At 44.7% G+C, this 17,838-nt stretch carries 16 protein-coding genes and 1 riboswitch; of the genes, 3 read left to right on the top strand and 13 right to left on the bottom strand.

Annotation, left to right across the window (positions count from 1 at the left end; translation table 11 throughout):
• Positions 1-23 precede the first annotated feature (23 nt).
• From moaE to moaA, 5 genes are all read right to left on the bottom strand, one after another.
• Positions 24-473 carry a molybdopterin synthase catalytic subunit MoaE gene (moaE, locus tag L2755_RS09275; RefSeq protein WP_248980406.1) on the bottom strand — a complete coding sequence of 150 codons (450 nt, stop codon included), beginning with the start codon at positions 471-473 and terminating at the stop codon, positions 24-26.
• Position 474: 1 nt separating this feature from the next.
• Positions 475-726, bottom strand: a complete 252-nt coding sequence (gene moaD, locus L2755_RS09270) for a molybdopterin synthase sulfur carrier subunit (protein WP_248980405.1) — start codon at positions 724-726, stop codon at positions 475-477.
• 6 nt (positions 727-732) lie between these two features.
• Positions 733-1,164 carry a cyclic pyranopterin monophosphate synthase MoaC gene (moaC, locus tag L2755_RS09265; protein ID WP_428847787.1) on the bottom strand — a complete coding sequence of 144 codons (432 nt, stop codon included), beginning with the start codon at positions 1,162-1,164 and terminating at the stop codon, positions 733-735.
• Between the two features lie 145 nt (positions 1,165-1,309).
• Positions 1,310-1,834 (bottom strand): molybdenum cofactor biosynthesis protein B, encoded by a 525-nt coding sequence (gene moaB / locus L2755_RS09260; protein WP_248980403.1) that lies wholly within the window; start codon positions 1,832-1,834, stop codon positions 1,310-1,312.
• Between the two features lie 83 nt (positions 1,835-1,917).
• On the bottom strand, positions 1,918-2,898 hold the full coding sequence (gene moaA, locus L2755_RS09255; protein WP_248980402.1) for a GTP 3',8-cyclase MoaA: 981 nt from the start codon (positions 2,896-2,898) through the stop codon (positions 1,918-1,920).
• Positions 2,886-3,022: riboswitch (molybdenum cofactor riboswitch) on the bottom strand. Its footprint overlaps the gene before it by 13 nt.
• Positions 3,023-3,273: 251 nt before the next feature.
• Here moaA and L2755_RS09250 point away from each other — a divergent pair.
• Both L2755_RS09250 and L2755_RS09245 read left to right on the top strand, forming a co-directional pair.
• On the top strand, positions 3,274-4,923 hold the full coding sequence (locus tag L2755_RS09250) for an electron transfer flavoprotein-ubiquinone oxidoreductase (RefSeq protein ID WP_248980401.1): 1,650 nt from the start codon (positions 3,274-3,276) through the stop codon (positions 4,921-4,923).
• Between the two features lie 327 nt (positions 4,924-5,250).
• Positions 5,251-7,167, top strand: coding sequence for a methyl-accepting chemotaxis protein (locus tag L2755_RS09245; protein WP_248980400.1), 1,917 nt, complete (start codon positions 5,251-5,253; stop codon positions 7,165-7,167).
• 58 nt (positions 7,168-7,225) lie between these two features.
• Here the strand turns inward: L2755_RS09245 and L2755_RS09240 are convergent, their stop codons facing one another.
• The 4 genes from L2755_RS09240 to L2755_RS09225 form a co-directional block, all read right to left on the bottom strand.
• Positions 7,226-7,573, bottom strand: coding sequence for a DUF4870 domain-containing protein (locus L2755_RS09240; RefSeq protein WP_248980399.1), 348 nt, complete (start codon positions 7,571-7,573; stop codon positions 7,226-7,228).
• A 62-nt stretch (positions 7,574-7,635) separates the two neighbouring features.
• The gene (locus tag L2755_RS09235) at positions 7,636-8,334 is read right to left on the bottom strand and encodes an MOSC domain-containing protein (RefSeq protein ID WP_248980398.1); all 699 of its coding nucleotides are present in this window, start codon (positions 8,332-8,334) and stop codon (positions 7,636-7,638) included.
• Positions 8,335-8,428: 94 nt separating this feature from the next.
• Positions 8,429-9,886, bottom strand: coding sequence for a sensor domain-containing diguanylate cyclase (locus tag L2755_RS09230; RefSeq protein ID WP_248980397.1), 1,458 nt, complete (start codon positions 9,884-9,886; stop codon positions 8,429-8,431).
• Positions 9,887-10,125: 239 nt separating this feature from the next.
• On the bottom strand, positions 10,126-10,989 hold the full coding sequence (locus tag L2755_RS09225) for a PfkB family carbohydrate kinase (protein ID WP_248980396.1): 864 nt from the start codon (positions 10,987-10,989) through the stop codon (positions 10,126-10,128).
• A gap of 362 nt (positions 10,990-11,351) precedes the next feature.
• Here L2755_RS09225 and L2755_RS09220 point away from each other — a divergent pair, with 362 nt between their 5' ends.
• A complete protein-coding gene (locus L2755_RS09220; RefSeq protein WP_248980395.1) occupies positions 11,352-11,537 on the top strand; it encodes a hypothetical protein in 186 nt (61 codons plus the stop codon).
• A 163-nt stretch (positions 11,538-11,700) separates the two neighbouring features.
• Here L2755_RS09220 and L2755_RS09215 read toward each other — a convergent pair whose 3' ends face one another.
• The 4 genes from L2755_RS09215 to L2755_RS09200 form a co-directional block, all read right to left on the bottom strand.
• On the bottom strand, positions 11,701-13,029 hold the full coding sequence (locus tag L2755_RS09215) for a coproporphyrinogen III oxidase family protein (RefSeq protein WP_248980394.1): 1,329 nt from the start codon (positions 13,027-13,029) through the stop codon (positions 11,701-11,703).
• A gap of 278 nt (positions 13,030-13,307) precedes the next feature.
• Complete coding sequence (locus L2755_RS09210) at positions 13,308-14,291, bottom strand: formate dehydrogenase subunit gamma (protein WP_248980393.1); 984 nt, start codon at positions 14,289-14,291, stop codon at positions 13,308-13,310.
• An 81-nt stretch (positions 14,292-14,372) separates the two neighbouring features.
• The gene (gene fdh3B, locus L2755_RS09205; protein ID WP_020914967.1) at positions 14,373-14,942 is read right to left on the bottom strand and encodes a formate dehydrogenase FDH3 subunit beta; all 570 of its coding nucleotides are present in this window, start codon (positions 14,940-14,942) and stop codon (positions 14,373-14,375) included.
• Between the two features lie 29 nt (positions 14,943-14,971).
• Complete coding sequence (locus L2755_RS09200; RefSeq protein ID WP_248980392.1) at positions 14,972-17,827, bottom strand: molybdopterin-dependent oxidoreductase; 2,856 nt, start codon at positions 17,825-17,827, stop codon at positions 14,972-14,974.
• Between the last annotated feature and the right edge of the window lie 11 nt (positions 17,828-17,838).

The raw sequence follows: 17,838 nt of genomic DNA, 5'->3' as shown, positions 1-17,838 counted from the left end.
AAGTTAGGTTAGATCAAGTACGATTACTTTTTATGCCACACATTAGCCGCTTGTTCATCAGAATCACGCGCTTCAACCCAGCTAGCACCCTCTTTACCCGCTTCAAGCTTCCAAAAGGGCGCCTTGGTCTTTAAAAAGTCGATTAAAAACTCACAGGCAGCAAAGGCCGCTTTTCGATGGGCGCTAGTCACACCAATAAAAACAATCTGCTCACCCAAAGCCATGCGACCAACACGATGAATAATGGTTACCTGGTTAAGTGGCCAGCGCTCACGCGCCTCGGCTTCGATTTGATGCAATACCGCTTCGGTCATACCTGGATAATGCTCAAGGGTCAGATCTGTAACCGCGCTGCCATCATTGAAGTCACGTACCTTACCAACAAAAGTGACCACTGCGCCATCACCATTATCTTGGCTAATGAGCTGATACTCTTCTGGAACACTAAAATCTGCAGTTTGTACACGGATCATCTTAGCCTCCGGTTACTGGCGGGAAAAAGGCGACTTCATCGCCATCTTCGATAGCGGTATCCCACTGGCTAATGGTTTGATTAACCGCCACCAATAGTTTGTCTGAGGCCATAATCTTGGCCCATTTATCATCTGTGGCGGCTAAGGTTGCTCGCAACCCTTCAGCTGTTTGGGTATTTTCGTCCGCTGCAACTTTAATACTTGCGGTACCGAGTAACTCTCTAACTTGTGCAAAAAACAGTACGTTTATCATCTCTTTCTATACCTTAAAGTGACCCGATTTACCGCCACGCTTCTCAAGTAAACGCACTTGAGAAATCACCATATCTTTTTGTACTGCTTTACACATATCGTAAATAGTCAGTGCAGCTGTTGATGCCGCTGTTAAGGCTTCCATTTCAACCCCTGTTTTGCCCGAAAGCTTACACAAGCTGCGGATCCAAACACGGTTATGCTCAGGCTGCGCTTCAAGCTCAACCTCGACTTTAGTCAGCATTAGTGGGTGACATAAGGGGATCAAATCTGAGGTTTTCTTTGCTGCTTGAATGCCAGCAATACGTGCAGTGGCAAATACATCACCTTTATGGTGGCTGCCGCTGATGATCATCTCCAGCGTTTCACTCGCCATCTCGATATAAGCTTCCGCTCTTGCTTCACGTTCAGTTACTGATTTATCAGTAACATCAACCATGTGCGCGTTACCATCTGCATTGATATGGGTAAAAGCATTTGTCATTAGGGTTAAACCTTCTTAATCAACATGTTTATCAAATCACCGTATAGATAGCCTGCTAACCTTGCAATAGTTGCAGTTAGCACAAGGGGTTATCTACAAGTTAGTCTGTTATTTTCTTAATGTGCATCACAAAATTACATGGACGATGGCTGGCATCGAGCTGCTCTTTGAGCAACTTATTCCAACCTGTTTTACAGGCACCAGTGGAGCCAGGAAGACAAAATATAGCGGTTTTATTGGCGATGCCGCCCAGTGCCCGAGATTGCACAGTTGAAGTACCAAGCTCGGTATAGGTGATATGACGAAATAGCTCACCAAAACCTTCAATGTCGCGGTCAAACAGTGGCTTAACAGCCTCTGGTGTATTGTCTCTTTCAGTAAAACCGGTGCCGCCGGTGGTGATAATCACTTGCACGTTATTTGAGGCAACCCATTGAGAGATCACTGCACGGATCTGGTATTTGTCATCTGTAATTATCTGACGATCGGCCAAGTTGTGTCCGGCTTCAACTAGTGCAGTCTCTAAAAACTGACCTGAGGTATCGTTGTCGATACTCCGAGTGTCAGATAGAGTTAATACAGCAATATTAAGTGGCAAAAATTGGCTCTGAGTACAATGTCCCATAACGGTCTCTTTATATAACTAATTTAGTCAATGCGGCGATTATAGCGCTGTTCTGACGCAATAGATTTGCGTCAGAACAGAATTTAGCCACCGATAGAAGCAAGATGCTGGGTCACGCCTGTGATACCGTCATGCAGAAAATGTGTCTCTTTCTTCTGCGCTAACTGCCCATGCAAACGCTCAATAAGCTCAGCTTGTTGATCAGGTGTTTGCAGTAAGTCTCGTAAGTCGACGCCATTTTCGGTGAACAAACACAGGTGCAACTTACCTTTAGCTGATACTCGCAAGCGATTACAGCTGGCACAAAAGTTTTTAGCATAAGGCATGATCAGCCCTATTCGACCTTGATAGTCTTGATGGCTAAAGTTTTGTGCAGGGCCATCGTCGGCAGCTGGAGTATCAAACTGCCAGCCCTCTTGTTGCAATTGGGTTTTAATATCGGCGCCGGCTAAATGGTGAGCTTTAAAGTAATCTTGGCCCATGCCCGTTTCCATCAGCTCAATAAACCGCAAATCAATAGGCGTACTTTTGATCCAATGCAGGAAGCGTGGCAAGTCTTTGTCATTTAGGCCTTTAAGCAATACGGCGTTGATTTTTACCCGCTCAAAGCCCGCCTCTAGTGCCGCATCGACACCCCGCATTACCTCGTCAAACTTGTTTTCACCGGTAATTTGATAAAACATTTTCGGATCGAGACTGTCGACAGAGATATTGATGCGTCTTAGCCCTGCGTCATACCACTCTTGGGCATGCGCCGCTAAGCGGTATCCATTAGTGGTGGCGGCGATAGTGTTGATTTTTTCGTTATCTTTAACGATACGAATAATATCGGTGAAATCTTTGCGCAAAGAAGGCTCACCACCGGTGATGCGAATTTTTTGCGTGCCGACTTCAGAGAAAGCAGACACTAAATGCTCTATCTCATTGAGATCTAAAAACTTAGGTTTACCGTCAGGACGGTAACCATCGGGGAGGCAATAAGTGCATTTAAAGTTACATACGTCAGTCACTGACATACGCAAATAATGAAACCGTCGACCAAAATTGTCTTGTAGTTGGGACATGATCACCTTTCCAAGTAAGGGGAGGTGAGATCATTTCTTTTCTCACCCCGGTGGCGTTATTGCCACGGCTAAAAACCCGTATCTGTGTCGACGTAGGATCAGAAGCTCGGAGAACCGTCAGCCTTGATTATAGGCGTATTTTGGTGACAAACCATAGCGTCATCGCGGCAGTTAGTGTTAAAAAGCAGCAAGTGTGGAATATATGTGACAGCCGTCACCTAAATAATTGCTTAAAATAGCTGCACTAGATCTGTTTAAACTCTGTGCCATAGCCCTATTTTCAGGTAAGGTGAAGCTAAACATTAAAACACCCGTTTATAGTGGTTGAGCTTTTACCACTGTAGGTCATCGGGGGAAAATGAAGGAAGGTAACTGATGGAACGCGAATCGATGGAATTCGATGTTGTAATCGTGGGTGCGGGCCCCTCAGGATTAGCAGCAGCTTGTCGTTTAATGCAAATATCCAAAGACAGTGGCCAAGAACTCACGGTCTGTGTGGTAGAGAAAGGTTCTGAAGTTGGAGCCCACATTCTCTCTGGAGCGGTTTTTGAACCTAAAGTATTAAGCGAGCTTTTTGATAACTGGAAAGAGTCCGGCGCACCGCTACACACCGCGGTCAGCAGTGATGAGATCCACATGTTGAGCTCAGCAACGGCTGCCCGTGTAATGCCTAATGCCTTGGTGCCAAAAACCATGCACAACCAAGGCAATTACATTATCAGTGTCGGCAATCTATGCCGCTGGCTAGCCGAACGCGCTGAAGAGCTTGGAGTTGAAGTGTTCCCTGGTTTCCCTGCAAGCGAACTGCTTTTTAATATCGATGGCAGCGTGAAAGGGATCCAGATTGGTGACATGGGCGTTGGCGAAGATGGCCAACCGAAAGATAGCTATGAACCCGGCATGGAACTTCACGCCAAATACACGGTATTTGGCGAAGGCTGCCGCGGCCATTTAGGCAAGCAACTGATTGAGAAATACCAACTCGACAATGGTAAAACCCCACAACATTATGGTCTAGGCTTTAAAGAGATCTGGACTGTGCCAAGCGAGCAACATGAGCTTGGCAAGGTGGTACATACCGGTGGCTGGCCTTTGACTGAAGGCGCATCGGGTGGTGGTTTTATGTATCACTTCGAGAACAACCAAGTCGCCGTTGGTTTGATTATCGATCTTAATTACAAGAATCCGCATCTAAGCCCATTTGATGAATTCCAGCGCTACAAGACTCATCCAGTAATCGCTAAAACCCTGACTGGCGGAGAACGGATATCTTACGGTGCTCGTGCTATCACTAAAGGTGGCCTAAACTCTTTACCCAAACTCACCTTCCCTGGTGGAATGATTATTGGCTGTGATGCGGGTACCTTGAACTTTGCCAAAATTAAGGGCACACATACCGCGATGAAGAGTGGAATGTTGGCGGCTGAAACCCTTGCACAAGCGATGCTAGCAGGCGTAGAGGCAGGTAAAGATCTCAATTGCCTGCAAGAGCGATTTGATGAGAGCTGGCTAAAAGAGGAACTTTATTGCTCACGCAATTTTGGTCCCGCTATGCACAAGTTTGGTACTTATCTTGGCGGTGCATTTAACTTTGTTGACCAAAATTGGTTTGGCGGTAAGTTCCCGATCACACTTAGAGATGAAAAGCCTGATTATGCCCAAATGGCTGAATCGAGTGCATACAATAAAATCGATTATCCTAAACCAGATGGAAAACTCAGCTTCGATAAGTTGTCGTCGGTTTATTTGTCGAATACTTTTCATGAAGAAGATCAGCTGTGCCACCTTCGTTTAAAGGATGCTCGCATTCCAATCGATTTCAACTTGGTTAAATTTGATGAACCGGCACAACGCTACTGTCCAGCGGGTGTTTATGAAATCATCGAAGAAGCGGGTGAGAAGAAGTTTGTGATTAATGGTCAAAACTGTATTCACTGCAAGACTTGCGATATCAAGGATCCGAGCCAGAATATCACTTGGGTAACACCTGAGGGCGGTGGCGGTCCTAACTATCCCAATATGTAAATTAGCTGAGGTTGCAGTTCATAAAATGCTACTTTTTAATGAATCGATATCCATATAATTTGTGATGTTTTAAGCAAATGCACACCAAAAGGTGTGCATTTTTAGTTGCGCCAATAACAAAAAGTAGACATAATCCGCCGCGCTAATATAAGAGTACAAATTTCAGACTGAAATTCAGATACCTGCCTTTATTCCTACACGTTACAAAACAGATCCCTCTTCACAAAGCTAAACCTCTAAACCGGTTTTACTTCAGCGGTGACGAGTCTGCTTTCAATCAACTACTTTCAGCCTTAGATAATGGCTGTATTAGGCCATCTAATTTTTATGAAATTGAATATGCTCACCATCAAACAGAAAATACTACTTACCGTTACGCTAACCGTTTTACTCTCCACCGCCCTGGTTGGCATACTTAGCCAACAAAGTGCTAAACAGGTGGTAGAACAACGAATGTTGACCTCGGAAATGCCCAATATGTTAGCGCAAATTCGTAACAAGGTTGAACTCAACATATCAACATTAATGAATGCAGCGCAGCAGCTCGCCAACAATAAATTGTTGCTGCAATGGCTTGCAGAGGATCGTCCTGCAGCACGTGAAGCTTTGCTGATAAGCCAGCTTAATGCTATCTCTCAGCAATACGATTTAGCGCAAGCCTCTTTTGCGGACAGAGAAAGCGCCGCTTACTACACTCAAGATGGTTTTTTGCGGGTGCTCAATCCAGCTCAAGACGCTTGGTTCTTCGATTACAAGAACAGTGGCCAAGAGACGATGCTCAATGTTTTCACTGAAGACAATGGCGATGTGAAGCTCTTTATCAATTATCAACAACCTAACGGTCGAGGCTTAGTCGGTTTAGGAAAATCTCTCGATGACATGGTGCAGTTACTGCGGTCATTTAAAATTGAGCAATCAGGCTTTGTCTATTTGGTCGACAGCAAGGGCCAAGTCAAATTACACCAAGATACGACCCAAATAGGCAAAGCTGATCTAAACAACCTATATCGTGGCACCGACACTTCGAGCCTAATGCGCCACACTGATTTCAACCTACTGAAAACAGATATCGATGGTCAATCAATGCTTATTGCAAGCAGCTACATTCCCTCAATGGATTGGTACTTAGTTGCCCAAGTACCTGAAAGTGAAATTTTTTCGCTACTCGAAGAGTCAGCCTATAAGATCCTTATTTGGACAGCCGTTATTGCTGCTATTTTTATTGCACTATCAAGCTTGGTCGCCAGTTCAATTAGCCGCCCCATCGCTAAAGTGGCTACAATGCTGGCCGACATCGGTGAAGGTGAAGGCGATCTACGGCAACGACTCCCGGTTGACGGCAATGATGAATTAGCACAGTTAGCAAAGGGGTTTAATAGCTTTATCAGTAAAATTCAAGCCTCGGTGATTGAAGTCGCTGAAACCAGCAAGCAACTAGGTTGCTCTGCCATCGATGTATCTCGCCAAGCGCAGCGCACGTTAGAAGACAGTCAGCTGCAAAAAGATCAAACCCTTATGGTGGTCGCCGCCATTAACGAAATGGGCGCAACGGTAAATGAAATTGCCAGTAATGCCGCACAAGCCGCTGATACCGCCAGAGCTGCTGATACCGACTCGAGTACCGGACAAGTTGTTGTCACTCGAGCACGGGAAACCATTAGTCAGCTTTCTAATGATGTAGAGCAAGTCGGCGAAGTCATTGATTCATTAGCGACGCACACTAAATCTATCGAAAGTATTCTCGATGTTATTCGCGCAGTATCAGAGCAGACAAACTTGCTAGCACTCAATGCTGCAATAGAAGCTGCTCGAGCGGGTGAAGCGGGGCGTGGTTTTGCGGTTGTTGCCGATGAAGTACGTAGCCTTGCATCACGCACAGCGACCTCAACCAATGAGGTGCAAGTGATGATTGATAAGCTGCAAGCCGAAGCCAGCCGCGCGGTAGAAGCGATGGAGAAAAGCCGCTCTCGCTCTATTGAAGGAGTGAATGCTGTTGATGAAGCGAGTCGGTCACTCACAGGCATTAGTGAGCGTATCGGCTCAATCAGTGACATGAACATACAAGTGGCAGCTGCCACTGAAGAGCAATCAACGGTGGTAGAAGATATTAATCGTAACGTCAGTGATATTAACGATATCACTCAACGTACTGCCGATACGGCTAAAGATGCGGCTAAGGCAAGTCAATCATTAACTCAACTTGCCCATCGACTCGATTCATTAGTGGCTAACTTTAAAATTTAACTCATAGCGTTAATAGTGATGATGTTGTCTATCGAGATCACTCGATAGGCAATTTGGCTTAGGTGCGTGGCTTGATAAAATTAATCGATAATGGATATTTATAGCTCTCGCCTTCGCTGGCTTTCATCGCCGCTATAATCGTCAGCACAATATCGACAATGGCAATAATACCCAGCAGAATGAATCCTACACCAATCAACATCAATACCGCACTGATCATGGCGTAGATCGCCATGCTGATCTTAAAGTTCAAGCAGTTACGCCCACAGCTATCCACAAATGGCAGCTCATCTCGCTGCATCAGCCATACGATCAATGGTCCTAAAATACTCCCAAAAGGGATTAAGTAGCCAGAAAAGCTGGTCAAATGCACTACTATGCCCATGTTTTTTTCATCTTGGGTCATGCTTCACTCCTTGAATTTTAATCTTATTTATCAGTTTATTAAATGACTGTTTCCAGCACTAACTATACTTGTTGTACCCCATATAAACGCATTTGCCAATCTTCAATGGCATTATTAGCGATGCGACGTTGTAAACTCCCCACCCAGGAAGCTGCAAGTCCCGGACAATCAGCTAGGCGCTGATACTGAACGGCATCAAAATCGGGTAAAAAATAGATATGCATCGCTTCTGCAATACTCATATCTGAGCACCTTTCAACAAGCGTAATGGTGTCAGTTTCAGTAATAGTGCCGGTCTTCAGTACACGATAGAACCAACCACAGCGACCACTCTGTTGCATCGCTAACGCAAACTCATTGTGGCCGAACTGCAGGTTAAGCTTAAAGCAGGGCGACCTAGGCTGAGTCACCTGCAACCGCACCTCACCTATTTGAATTATATCGCCAATATTCACTTGGGTTTCGTCTAGCCCTACAGTACTAATGTTCTCGCCCATCGTGGGAGCATCTTTAAAACCAGAGATCATATCCCAGCGGCGATACTGACCATAATGCTCGCGAGGAAAATGGTGTAATACCCGATCCAAACCACCATGATGCTTAGGATCTGCCTGACTATCACCTTCGACCATTTCTTGGGTAACAAGCAGCTGCTTATAACCTCGCTTTTGGTTAATGCCACTTTGCACTGAGCCAAGTGTTGTAAGATCATTACCGCGATATAAACCTGAAATTTGCTTAATGAGGATTTGCACTGCCATCAAAAATTTCTCTTAATTATGCTGTTTTTATCCTATCACTGGTCATTGTGATAGCGATAGCCTAGCGATTATCTGTTGAATATCGATGGGAGGATTAATAGGATAGTGCCACTCTATTACGTCCCTGCTCTTTTGCTTGGTATAACGCAATGTCGACACGATTAATCAACTCTTCAGGCTTTTCTGAGGCTCGATACTCCGCAACCCCGGCGCTCACAGTGACCTGTATTTCATTGCCATTAACACGAATAACACGCGCTTCTATTGATTCTCGAATCCGCTCTGCAATGTCATGGCTACGGCTAAGATCGATATTGGGCAGTAGAATTAAAAACTCTTCTCCGCCCCAGCGGCACAGTAAGTCCTCATCACGAAGTTGAGACTTAACCATGTTACTTACTGTCTGAATCACCAGATCACCGATGTTATGACCATATTGATCATTAACGTGTTTGAAATAGTCGATATCGAAAATCAATACCGACATTGGCGTACCATCGAGTACTGAACGAGCCAGTGATTTGGCAAAGTACTCTTCAAATGCTTGGCGATTGGCTGCGCCGGTAAGCTTATCGGTCGATGCCATCAACTCAAGTTTTCGTTGGTATTTGCCCAAGGTCATATTGGCGATAAGTAAAATGGCCAAGGTAACAAAGATGCTCAGTCCTAGGTTAGCCCAGAAGGTGGTAAGCAACTTCTGTTTGCCTAAGCTTTCATCTTGTTCAACCACTAAATACCACTTAAAGTCTGAGACTAAACGGCTATTTAGATAAATGGTTTTCCCGTCTCTCTTATAGGAAAAAGACGTACTAGGGCTCGTTAAAATACGCGTGGCAAGCATCTCAAGCCCAGGAGTGGCCTGTAGAGTATCAGCGCCCAAGAAACCTTCGCTATGCAAGGTGACGTTTCCTTGCCTATCAGTAAAATAGACACTGCGGTTATATCGCGTTTGATAAAGCTCTATCATCTTCTTAACGCTTTCTACCGCTAAGCCTACGCCAGTAACACCGATGAAGTTACCGTCAAAATCAAACACCTTATAATTAACGTAAATGACGGTGCGATTACGGTTTGCAGTGTCTTGATCTATGTTCACCTCATAAATTTCTGACTTGGGTAGCGAGCGCACTCTGAAATACCAAGCATCATTTGCATCTATATCGTCAATCTTTTTTAGTACACCGCTGGAGTGGTAGTAGTTCCGGGTCGCTTCTGACACAAAAAAACTGGTGACTGTGCCATACTTATCTTGGATCTCTTTAAGGTAACGTACTAGCTTATCGGGGTTTTTTTCCTGATCCAGAGTCCAATCTCGCACAAAGGTATCTTGCGCCATCAAGGATGAAATAAAGATAGGCTTGAGCAGATCATGTTGTATTTCTGAATAAATATTATCGCTGGTTAACGGTAAGGTATTTTCCTCTATCTGCTCACTTAATGAATCATGTGCAACTTGGTAACTAATCCCACTGGTGACAACAAAAGCCGCTAGTAGCAAAACCGCTAGGATCCAAATAAACCGCTTTTTATCGTTCCACACTTTATGACCCATATACTACGCCCACTTCACAGCATTTAATCGAAACTGCTCGAACAAGCAGCACTTGTTAATCCAATGTGAATATTAACCGAAAAGCGATCTGCTCGCATTGATTATTAGTACTGACGGAATGTAGTTTTACTTAAAAAAAACAGCCCTGTAGGAGAACAGGGCAAAAAGAGGTTTGAAAATAGTTCAATTAACCAAGGAAAATGCCAATCTGTGGGTAAAACGACTTGATATTAATGCCATTAAGATGACGATTTAGATTGCTGTTCTTCAATTAAATACTCCCTCAAGCCTTTTCCTGGTATTGAACTCTCACAGGCAACTGCGTAGCTTGACCAAATCGCAGCCTCTTGCATCGACTGTATCATGGTTAATTTGTTGACTAGACCATTAATAAGCCCAGCAGCATAGGCATCACCAGCACCGGTCGTATCAACTACAATACAAGGGACAGCCGCGACATTAACTTGCTCTGACTCACTGTATAGCGTGGCACCATTCTCACCATCAGTCACAATAAAGTATTGCAAACTGTCGCCAGCAATTGATCGAGCAAATTGCCATGGCTGCTGATCACAACGTCCATGCATATCACTTAACGACGCCAATAAAATATGACAAGGTCGAGCTCGCTCATCCTTAGCCAGTTGGGCTACAACCCAACACTGCTCAATCGCAGTCTTTGCCCAGCTAGCGGCCCCCTCCGATGACGAATTAATATAAAAAGCGTCAATCGTGTCCCATTTAGGCGGAATGGGTAGCTCAAACGTTGGCCGCTCAGGACGTATAATGGTGCGCTCGCCATCAGGGGTCATCATCAACAACATTTCGTTGGTAGGCCCTGACCGACGTTGCACTAAGCTGCAATTGATACCTTGGGTACTGGCTTCCGCTAACAGCCAGTCGCCAACATCATCACGGCCAACTTCTGTCACTAATGTGACTTGATGCCCAGCCAAAACTAAGCCGATGCCAGTATTAGCTCCACCGCCACCAAGCCGTTGGCCGCCGTCTTGATAGTGAAATCGACCACCTGTTTTCAGCGGCTTATTAAGATTAAAAATACGATCACAGTTTAAATTAGCGACGAGTAAAATACTGGCCATAACAACCCGGTAAATAGAGTGCGATGCGTTGATAGTAGGAGATTTGTATTAGTGCGCCAAGCCCTAATGCGTCAATCATTAGCGATTATGGCTAAATCGATCGGTTTTTCGCTTTACTCTGGGGGTATAGGCTGCTTAACGGTAACTTGCTGTAAGCAATATCTTAAGGCTCTGTGAGAGATAGCAACACTTTAAAACAAAATAATATAAGTCATCGGCATTAGGCCTCTGAAAAAACTAACAATAATGACCGGTAATTCTTTAATTGCTTTGTCGACATTTTGGCTATACTTAAAACAGTTGCACAGTCACTGTTTGACTGCGTATATCATGGCCACATCCCAACGAAATAGGATAGTTGAATGGACTCAATTATTAGTATGGATGAACTCACGGAGTTCCAAGAGTCGCTCGAGACTCGCCTCGAACGTTATAAAGCCTGTCTTTATGAGTTTGAAAAGATGCAGTATACCGATACGTATATCGTACAGATTAGAGAGGATATTGTTCGCTTAGAACAGATGGTCTCTCGCCAAGCGGTGAGCTGAATCCCAGACTCATTTAATTCCGCAGTGATTACAAAAAACGGCAAACTAGGTTGCCGTTAATTGTTATTTTGAACTAACACTTACTATGGCTTAATTCAGCTTCGTAGCAGAGTTAAATCAGACCTTTAAGAGTTTGATTTACATTTTCGCAGCTTTGCTAAAATTACATATCACTTTCTTTTAAGGGTTTACGTAACTGAGCTCGGACATTATCCATCCCAGAGTAAAACTCTTTCATCATCAACAACCCCATCATTTTACCGTTATCAGTAACAATCAGATTGTCGCGGTCGGTTGGGTCATTTTTGATGGCACCAATGGCTTTCATTGAGGTCATCTCTTTAAATAAGGCAGTATCTAAGTTGACGCCAAATGTCTCACGGAAGTACTTACGTGATAAACGCCCAGAGAACATACCCAGCAGGAAGCGATACTGCATCACCTCTTTACGACCGTAGTTCTTTTGCTGCTCGACCCCCATATGGCCACTTCCGATTCGCTGTTGATACTTCTTCAACGAGAAGGTGTTCACGTAAAGCGTGTCATCTAAGAAACTGAATGAGCCAGATCCTACGCCTAAATACTCGTCGTAGTCGATAACGTATTCATCAAAACCTTCATCATTTGTTTTGCCAAATGCCCAAGCAGACAGCTGATTGTATTGGCCGTTCAGACTGTTCAAAATCTGCCGATATTGGCGCACCATATCACCTTGAGGTGCGGCCAACTTACCTTTAACACTCTTACGAGTTTGATGGGTGATCATCAGCGGGTAAGTGGTGATTTGACGTGGATCTAACTTCGCCGCCATATCTAAGTCATGTTGAATCACTTCATCCGTTTGACCACGAAAACCAAAAATAAGATCAACGTTGATGATTGGAAATAGTTCTTTTGCCGCCATGATTTTGTCGAATGTCTGCTGACCCGTGCCAAACTTTTCAATACGGTCGGTCATCGTCAGAATGTCGTCATTAAAACTCTGTACTCCAATCGACATTCTATCGACCAAGCCTTTTAGCTGCTTGAAACCTGGACGGTCTAAGTGTTGTGGATCAGACTCGCATGACACTTCTTTAATACTTGGGAACAGTTTTTTCGCATGCTCGATGGTTCGGGCAAGCTCATCTTCTAAAACGGTAGTCGTACCACCACCGATATACATCGACTCAAAGTCATAGCCGAGGTTTTTCACCATATCCATCTCTTTACGCAAAGAAATGAAGTAGCTGCGCGCCTTATCTTCATTGAACAAGAAACGATGAAAAGTACAGTAAGAGCACAAGGTATGACAGAAAGGCACATGGGCATAAAGCATGTATTTCTTACCTTCAATCGGATTCGGCATCATCTCGGCAGAAACCGTATCGAGCCTTAGATTGCGATCGACATAGAACTGCATCACCTTTTCCATGCTACTAATCATCCAGTCAGGCGTGGTGATATTGGCATTATAAGGTTGGGCACTATCGGGCAAAATAATTGAAGACATAGAAGTTCCTATCAAAGGTGGCAGTTCAGAAAATGAAATGGGTTGACTGAAGTGAACTGTTGGAGAATGAAATTAACACTTTAAATCAGCGTAAAACGTGATTTGGTTATAACTTAACGTTTCCTAACAAGGAAATGTAGAGCGTTTTGTTAAGTAAGTCATACTTTAGCAAGAGCGCATTAATTAACCAACTTACCCTTTATCTATGTCAAACAAAAACACCCCAGTGAATAAATCCACTGGGGTGTTTGCAGTTCAAGCCTTAGATACTAAAGAGTTTACTCTTTGTATTTAAGAGTACCATTTTCTTTGATTTCATCGAACCAAAGGTTGTGGTGTTGGGTTGCCCAAGTCTCATCACAGTAACCAGACACCATACATTCCATACCACCTTCAGACATAACCGTAGCCATAAAAATATGTACGATTGAGAAAGCAGTAATAATGATAGCGCTGACCGAGTGAAGTACTAGTGCAATCAAGCTCAATGTGCGGCTAGGCTCGAACAAGTTCGGGAATAGTAGCAACATGCCTGATGCTGAGATCACTAGACCAAATACAGCAAAGGCCCAGAACCACAACTTCTCACCGGCGTTAGCAAAGCCAGCATCTGGATGCTTGCCTTTAAATGGACCGAAGTTGATGTAACCACCAACGACCATCATCCATTTTACATCATACATCTTTGGTAGCTGATTTTTAGCCCAAAGCGCTGTCATTAATGCCCAACCAAGCATGAACGGGATCGCCATGAAGTCGTGCACTTGCTTTGCAGCATAGACAAGGTTTGACCATAAGCCTTCACCGATATATGGCTGGAAGAAGAATCGTCCTGCTAATAGTGTAAGACCCGTCAAAATCAGTAGTAGGCATGGAATAGCACCTAACCAATGAATAGACACGTCAAACTTAGACCAGCGATAGACTAACTTACCTGAGAAACCACCATGCAGCTTCGAGATACCATTCACTTTAATAAACACTATAAAGATAATGATCATGCCGAATAGAGCAGCCATTAACGCAGGTGCTAATAGGTCACTACGCAGCTCAAGTACACGTAGGTCATACGTATTGATTGGCTGAGCATGGAACTCACTTGTTGACGTTGTATAACCCTCTGCACCCGCTTTAAGCTGTGACCAAATTTGGCCATTGTTAGCTTGCGCGTCGTGCTCGTGTTCTGCACCGTCATGAGCAAAAGCGGTCACACTGAATAACAGCGCAATAGCAATACCTATGTGTTTAAACCATTTGTTCATAATACGTCCTCTGTTACTCCCTGTCGGCCCAACTAAATGAGCCGACAAGCAGTAGGTTTGGCAGTAATCAACCTAAGTTGACTAGCCCCAAATTGCGTTTTTAGAACCACGGTATGCAACACGCTCACGGAAGATGGCAGAAACAATCTCAGCATCACCCGCTAGTAGCGATTTAGTTGCACACAGCTCAGCACACATAGGTAGCTTGCCTTCAGCAACACGGTTTGCACCGTACTTCTGACGCTCTGCATCTGAATGGTTCTCTTCAGGACCGCCAGCACAGAAAGTACACTTGTCCATCTTACCGCGAGCACCAAAAGCGCCGCCTTGAGGGAACTGAGGTGCACCAAATGGGCAAGCGTATAAGCAGTAACCACAACCGATACAAGTATCTTTGTCGTGCAGTACGATGCCATCTTCAGTCTTGTAGAAACAGTTTGCTGGGCAAACCGCCATACAAGGAGCATCACTACAGTGCATACAAGCGATAGAGATTGAGGCTTCGCCCTTCTCACCATCATTGATAGTCACTACGCGACGACGTTGGATTCCCCACTCAAGAGCAGAGTCGTTTTCGTTCTTACATGCTGTGACACAACCGTTACACTCGATGCAGCGCTTGGTATCACATAAAAATTTCATTGTAGCCATTTTGGCAATTCTCCTAGCTAATTCTGCTATTACGCTTTAACAATCTGACAAAGCGATGCCTTGGTTTCTTGCATCTGAGTCACAGGGTCATAGCCATAAGTCAATGCAGTGTTAGCTGATTCACCGATAACGTAAGGAACAGTGCCTTCAGGGTAGTTAGCTGCAAGACTTTCGCCATGCATCTCACCCGCAAAGTGGTAAGGCATCCAAGTGACACCAGGCTTAACGCGTGGAGTGACCATGGCCTTGATCTTAATACGACCACCTTCAGCACCTTCTAGCCATACTGTGTCTCCGTCGCGGATAGCGCGATCAGCCGCATCAGCAGGGTTAATTTCAACAAACATCTCTTGTTGAAGTTCAGCCAACCAAGGGTTAGAACGAGACTCTTCACCACCACCTTCATACTCTACTAGACGACCAGAAGTCAGACCTAGCGGATACTTAGCCGCAGTGTCTTTCTCTTGAATTGACTTGTACAGCGTAGGTAGACGATGAACTTGCATGTCATCATATGTAGGGTACTTAGACACAAGATCACGACGTGGCGTATAAAGCGGCTCACGGTGAACAGGGACTGCATCAGGGAAAGTCCAAACAATACAACGGGCTTTAGCGTTACCGTATGGGATACAACCGTGCTTCATCGCCACACGTTGGATACCACCAGATAAATCTGTCTTCCAGTTACGACCTTCAGCTTCTGCTTTCTCGGTCGCTGTTAGTTCATCCCACCAGCCTAATTGCTTAAGCATGGCTGCAGTGAATTCTGGGTAACCGTCTTGGATTTCAGAGCCAACTGAGTAGCTGCCTTCAGCCAATAGGTTTTCACCTTTATACTCAACACCAAAACGAGCACGGAAGTTACCGCCACCCTCAAGCACATGCTTGTGTGTGTTATAAAGAATTTGTGTACCAGGATGCTTCTGCTCTGGAGTACCCCAACATGGCCAAGGTAGACCGTAAGTATCGCCTTTAGCAGGTCCGCCAACAGCTTCAAGAGTCTTGTTACTGAACGTGCCCCAGTTTTGAGTATGTAGCTTCAAACGCTCTGGGCTTTGACCTGACATACCAATTGTCCACATACCGCGGTTAATTTCGCGAGTAATGTCTTCAATAACAAGAACATCATTTGCATCTTTACCGATACGCTTAGTGAACTCATCAGCAAAACCAAGCTTTTGAGATAAACGGTACATGATTTCAAGATCGGTCTTAGATTCGAATAACGGCTCTATAACCTTCTCACGCCACTGCTGACTACGGCCAGAGTTAGACACAGAACCTTCAGTTTCGAACTGCGTACATGCTGGTAGCAAGTAAACGCCATTCTGACGACGGTGCATAACACCTGCCATCGTTGGGAATGGATCCACAACAACAACGGTGTCCATCTTATCAAGTGCATCACGAACATCACGCTGACGTGTTTCAGTGTTAACTGATTGACCCCAGAAGAATGCCATGCGAATGCGATCTTTCTGCGCTAATTTTTCAGGTGTTTCTAATACACCGTCATGCCAGCGAGAACAAGGAATACCAGGGGTATTCATTGGGATGCGACCAAGATATGAGGTTTGATCAAAGCGATTCTTAACCCAATCAAAATCAAGATCCCAAACGTGGCTCCAATGTTTCCAAGAACCCGTCTTCAGACCATAGTAACCAGGTAGCGTATCGAACAGTAGACCTAAGTCAGTCGCGCCCTGTACGTTATCGTGGCCACGGAAGATGTTTGTTCCGCCACCTTTAACGCCCATGTTACCTAGAGCAAGCTGAAGGATACAGTAAGCACGAGTGTTAGCATTACCGACGTGATGCTGAGTACCACCCATACACCAAACAACAGTACCTGGACGGTTATCGGCCATTAACTTAGCTGCTTGATAAACTTCTTCTTCGCTACATCCAGTGATGTGTGCGACTTCTTTTGGTGGGAACTTCTTCGCTTCTACGCGAATTGATTCCATCTCGAAAACACGCTCTTGGATGAACGTCTTATCTTCCCAACCATTTTCAAAAATATGCCAAAGCATACCGTAGATGAATGGAATATCAGTACCAGGACGTAGACCACAATGTAGGTCAGCGTGCGCTGCAGTACGAGTGAAGCGAGGATCAACAACGATTAATTTAGCGTTGTTTCTCTCTTTTGCAATCATGATATGTTGCATTGCAACTGGATGCGCTTCAGCAGGGTTAGCCCCTATGAAGAAGATTGCATTTGCATTCTGAATATCATTGAAAGAGTTAGTTTGCGCACCGTAGCCCCAAGTGTTAGCAACACCGGCTACTGTGGTAGAGTGACAAATACGTGCAGAGTGGTCGACGTTGTTCGTGCCCCACATTGCCGCAAATTTACGATACATGTAGCAGCCTTCGTTCGAGAACTTAGCACTACCCATAAAGTAAAGTGAATCAGGACCAGATTCCTTACGGATATCTAGCATCTGGTCGCCAACTTCGTTTAAAGCTTGCTCCCAAGATAGTTTCTTCCACTTGCCATCAACCAATTTCATTGGGTACTTAAGACGCTTCTCACCGTGACCATGTTCACGTAGTGCAGCACCTTTAGCGCAATGTCCACCCGCATTGAATGGGTGATCGAAAGCAGGCTCTTGACCTGTCCATACGCCGTTTTGTACTTCTGCGTATAAACCACAACCGACAGCACAAGCACTACATACAGTACGCTTGATCTCAGTGGGTGCATTATGTGGCACATCTTTGGCTTCTGCTCTACGCATCATGCCTGTACCCAACAAAGAAACTGCTGCAATACCACCAGAAGTGATACCTGCTTGCTTCATAAATTGACGACGGCTAATACCTAGAGTTTTTTTCTCTACAGTAGTTGCCGTGTTGGATTTGCGAGTTAATTGCATCGCTTAAATTC

This window comes from Shewanella abyssi, assembly GCF_023284025.1.
Classification (GTDB): domain Bacteria; phylum Pseudomonadota; class Gammaproteobacteria; order Enterobacterales; family Shewanellaceae; genus Shewanella; species Shewanella abyssi.
Note: the sequence above shows the minus strand (reverse complement) of the source record. Positions and strands in the feature narration are given on the sequence as shown.

What these genes read in the sequence shown, in the direction of transcription:
- L2755_RS09200 (WP_248980392.1), bottom strand. Translation starts at nt 17,827, where the DNA reads ATGCAATTAACTCGCAAATCCAACACGGCAACTACTGTAGAGAAAAAA.
- L2755_RS09220 (WP_248980395.1), top strand. Translation starts at nt 11,352, where the DNA reads ATGGACTCAATTATTAGTATGGATGAACTCACGGAGTTCCAAGAGTCG.
- moaB (WP_248980403.1), bottom strand. Translation starts at nt 1,834, where the DNA reads ATGGGACATTGTACTCAGAGCCAATTTTTGCCACTTAATATTGCTGTA.
- moaE (WP_248980406.1), bottom strand. Translation starts at nt 473, where the DNA reads ATGATCCGTGTACAAACTGCAGATTTTAGTGTTCCAGAAGAGTATCAG.
- L2755_RS09250 (WP_248980401.1), top strand. Translation starts at nt 3,274, where the DNA reads ATGGAACGCGAATCGATGGAATTCGATGTTGTAATCGTGGGTGCGGGC.
- L2755_RS09225 (WP_248980396.1), bottom strand. Translation starts at nt 10,989, where the DNA reads ATGGCCAGTATTTTACTCGTCGCTAATTTAAACTGTGATCGTATTTTT.
- L2755_RS09210 (WP_248980393.1), bottom strand. Translation starts at nt 14,291, where the DNA reads ATGAACAAATGGTTTAAACACATAGGTATTGCTATTGCGCTGTTATTC.
- L2755_RS09215 (WP_248980394.1), bottom strand. Translation starts at nt 13,029, where the DNA reads ATGTCTTCAATTATTTTGCCCGATAGTGCCCAACCTTATAATGCCAAT.
- L2755_RS09240 (WP_248980399.1), bottom strand. Translation starts at nt 7,573, where the DNA reads ATGACCCAAGATGAAAAAAACATGGGCATAGTAGTGCATTTGACCAGC.
- L2755_RS09235 (WP_248980398.1), bottom strand. Translation starts at nt 8,334, where the DNA reads ATGGCAGTGCAAATCCTCATTAAGCAAATTTCAGGTTTATATCGCGGT.
- moaA (WP_248980402.1), bottom strand. Translation starts at nt 2,898, where the DNA reads ATGTCCCAACTACAAGACAATTTTGGTCGACGGTTTCATTATTTGCGT.
- fdh3B (WP_020914967.1), bottom strand. Translation starts at nt 14,942, where the DNA reads ATGGCTACAATGAAATTTTTATGTGATACCAAGCGCTGCATCGAGTGT.
- moaD (WP_248980405.1), bottom strand. Translation starts at nt 726, where the DNA reads ATGATAAACGTACTGTTTTTTGCACAAGTTAGAGAGTTACTCGGTACC.
- L2755_RS09230 (WP_248980397.1), bottom strand. Translation starts at nt 9,886, where the DNA reads ATGGGTCATAAAGTGTGGAACGATAAAAAGCGGTTTATTTGGATCCTA.
- L2755_RS09245 (WP_248980400.1), top strand. Translation starts at nt 5,251, where the DNA reads ATGAAATTGAATATGCTCACCATCAAACAGAAAATACTACTTACCGTT.
- moaC (WP_428847787.1), bottom strand. Translation starts at nt 1,164, where the DNA reads ATGGTTGATGTTACTGATAAATCAGTAACTGAACGTGAAGCAAGAGCG.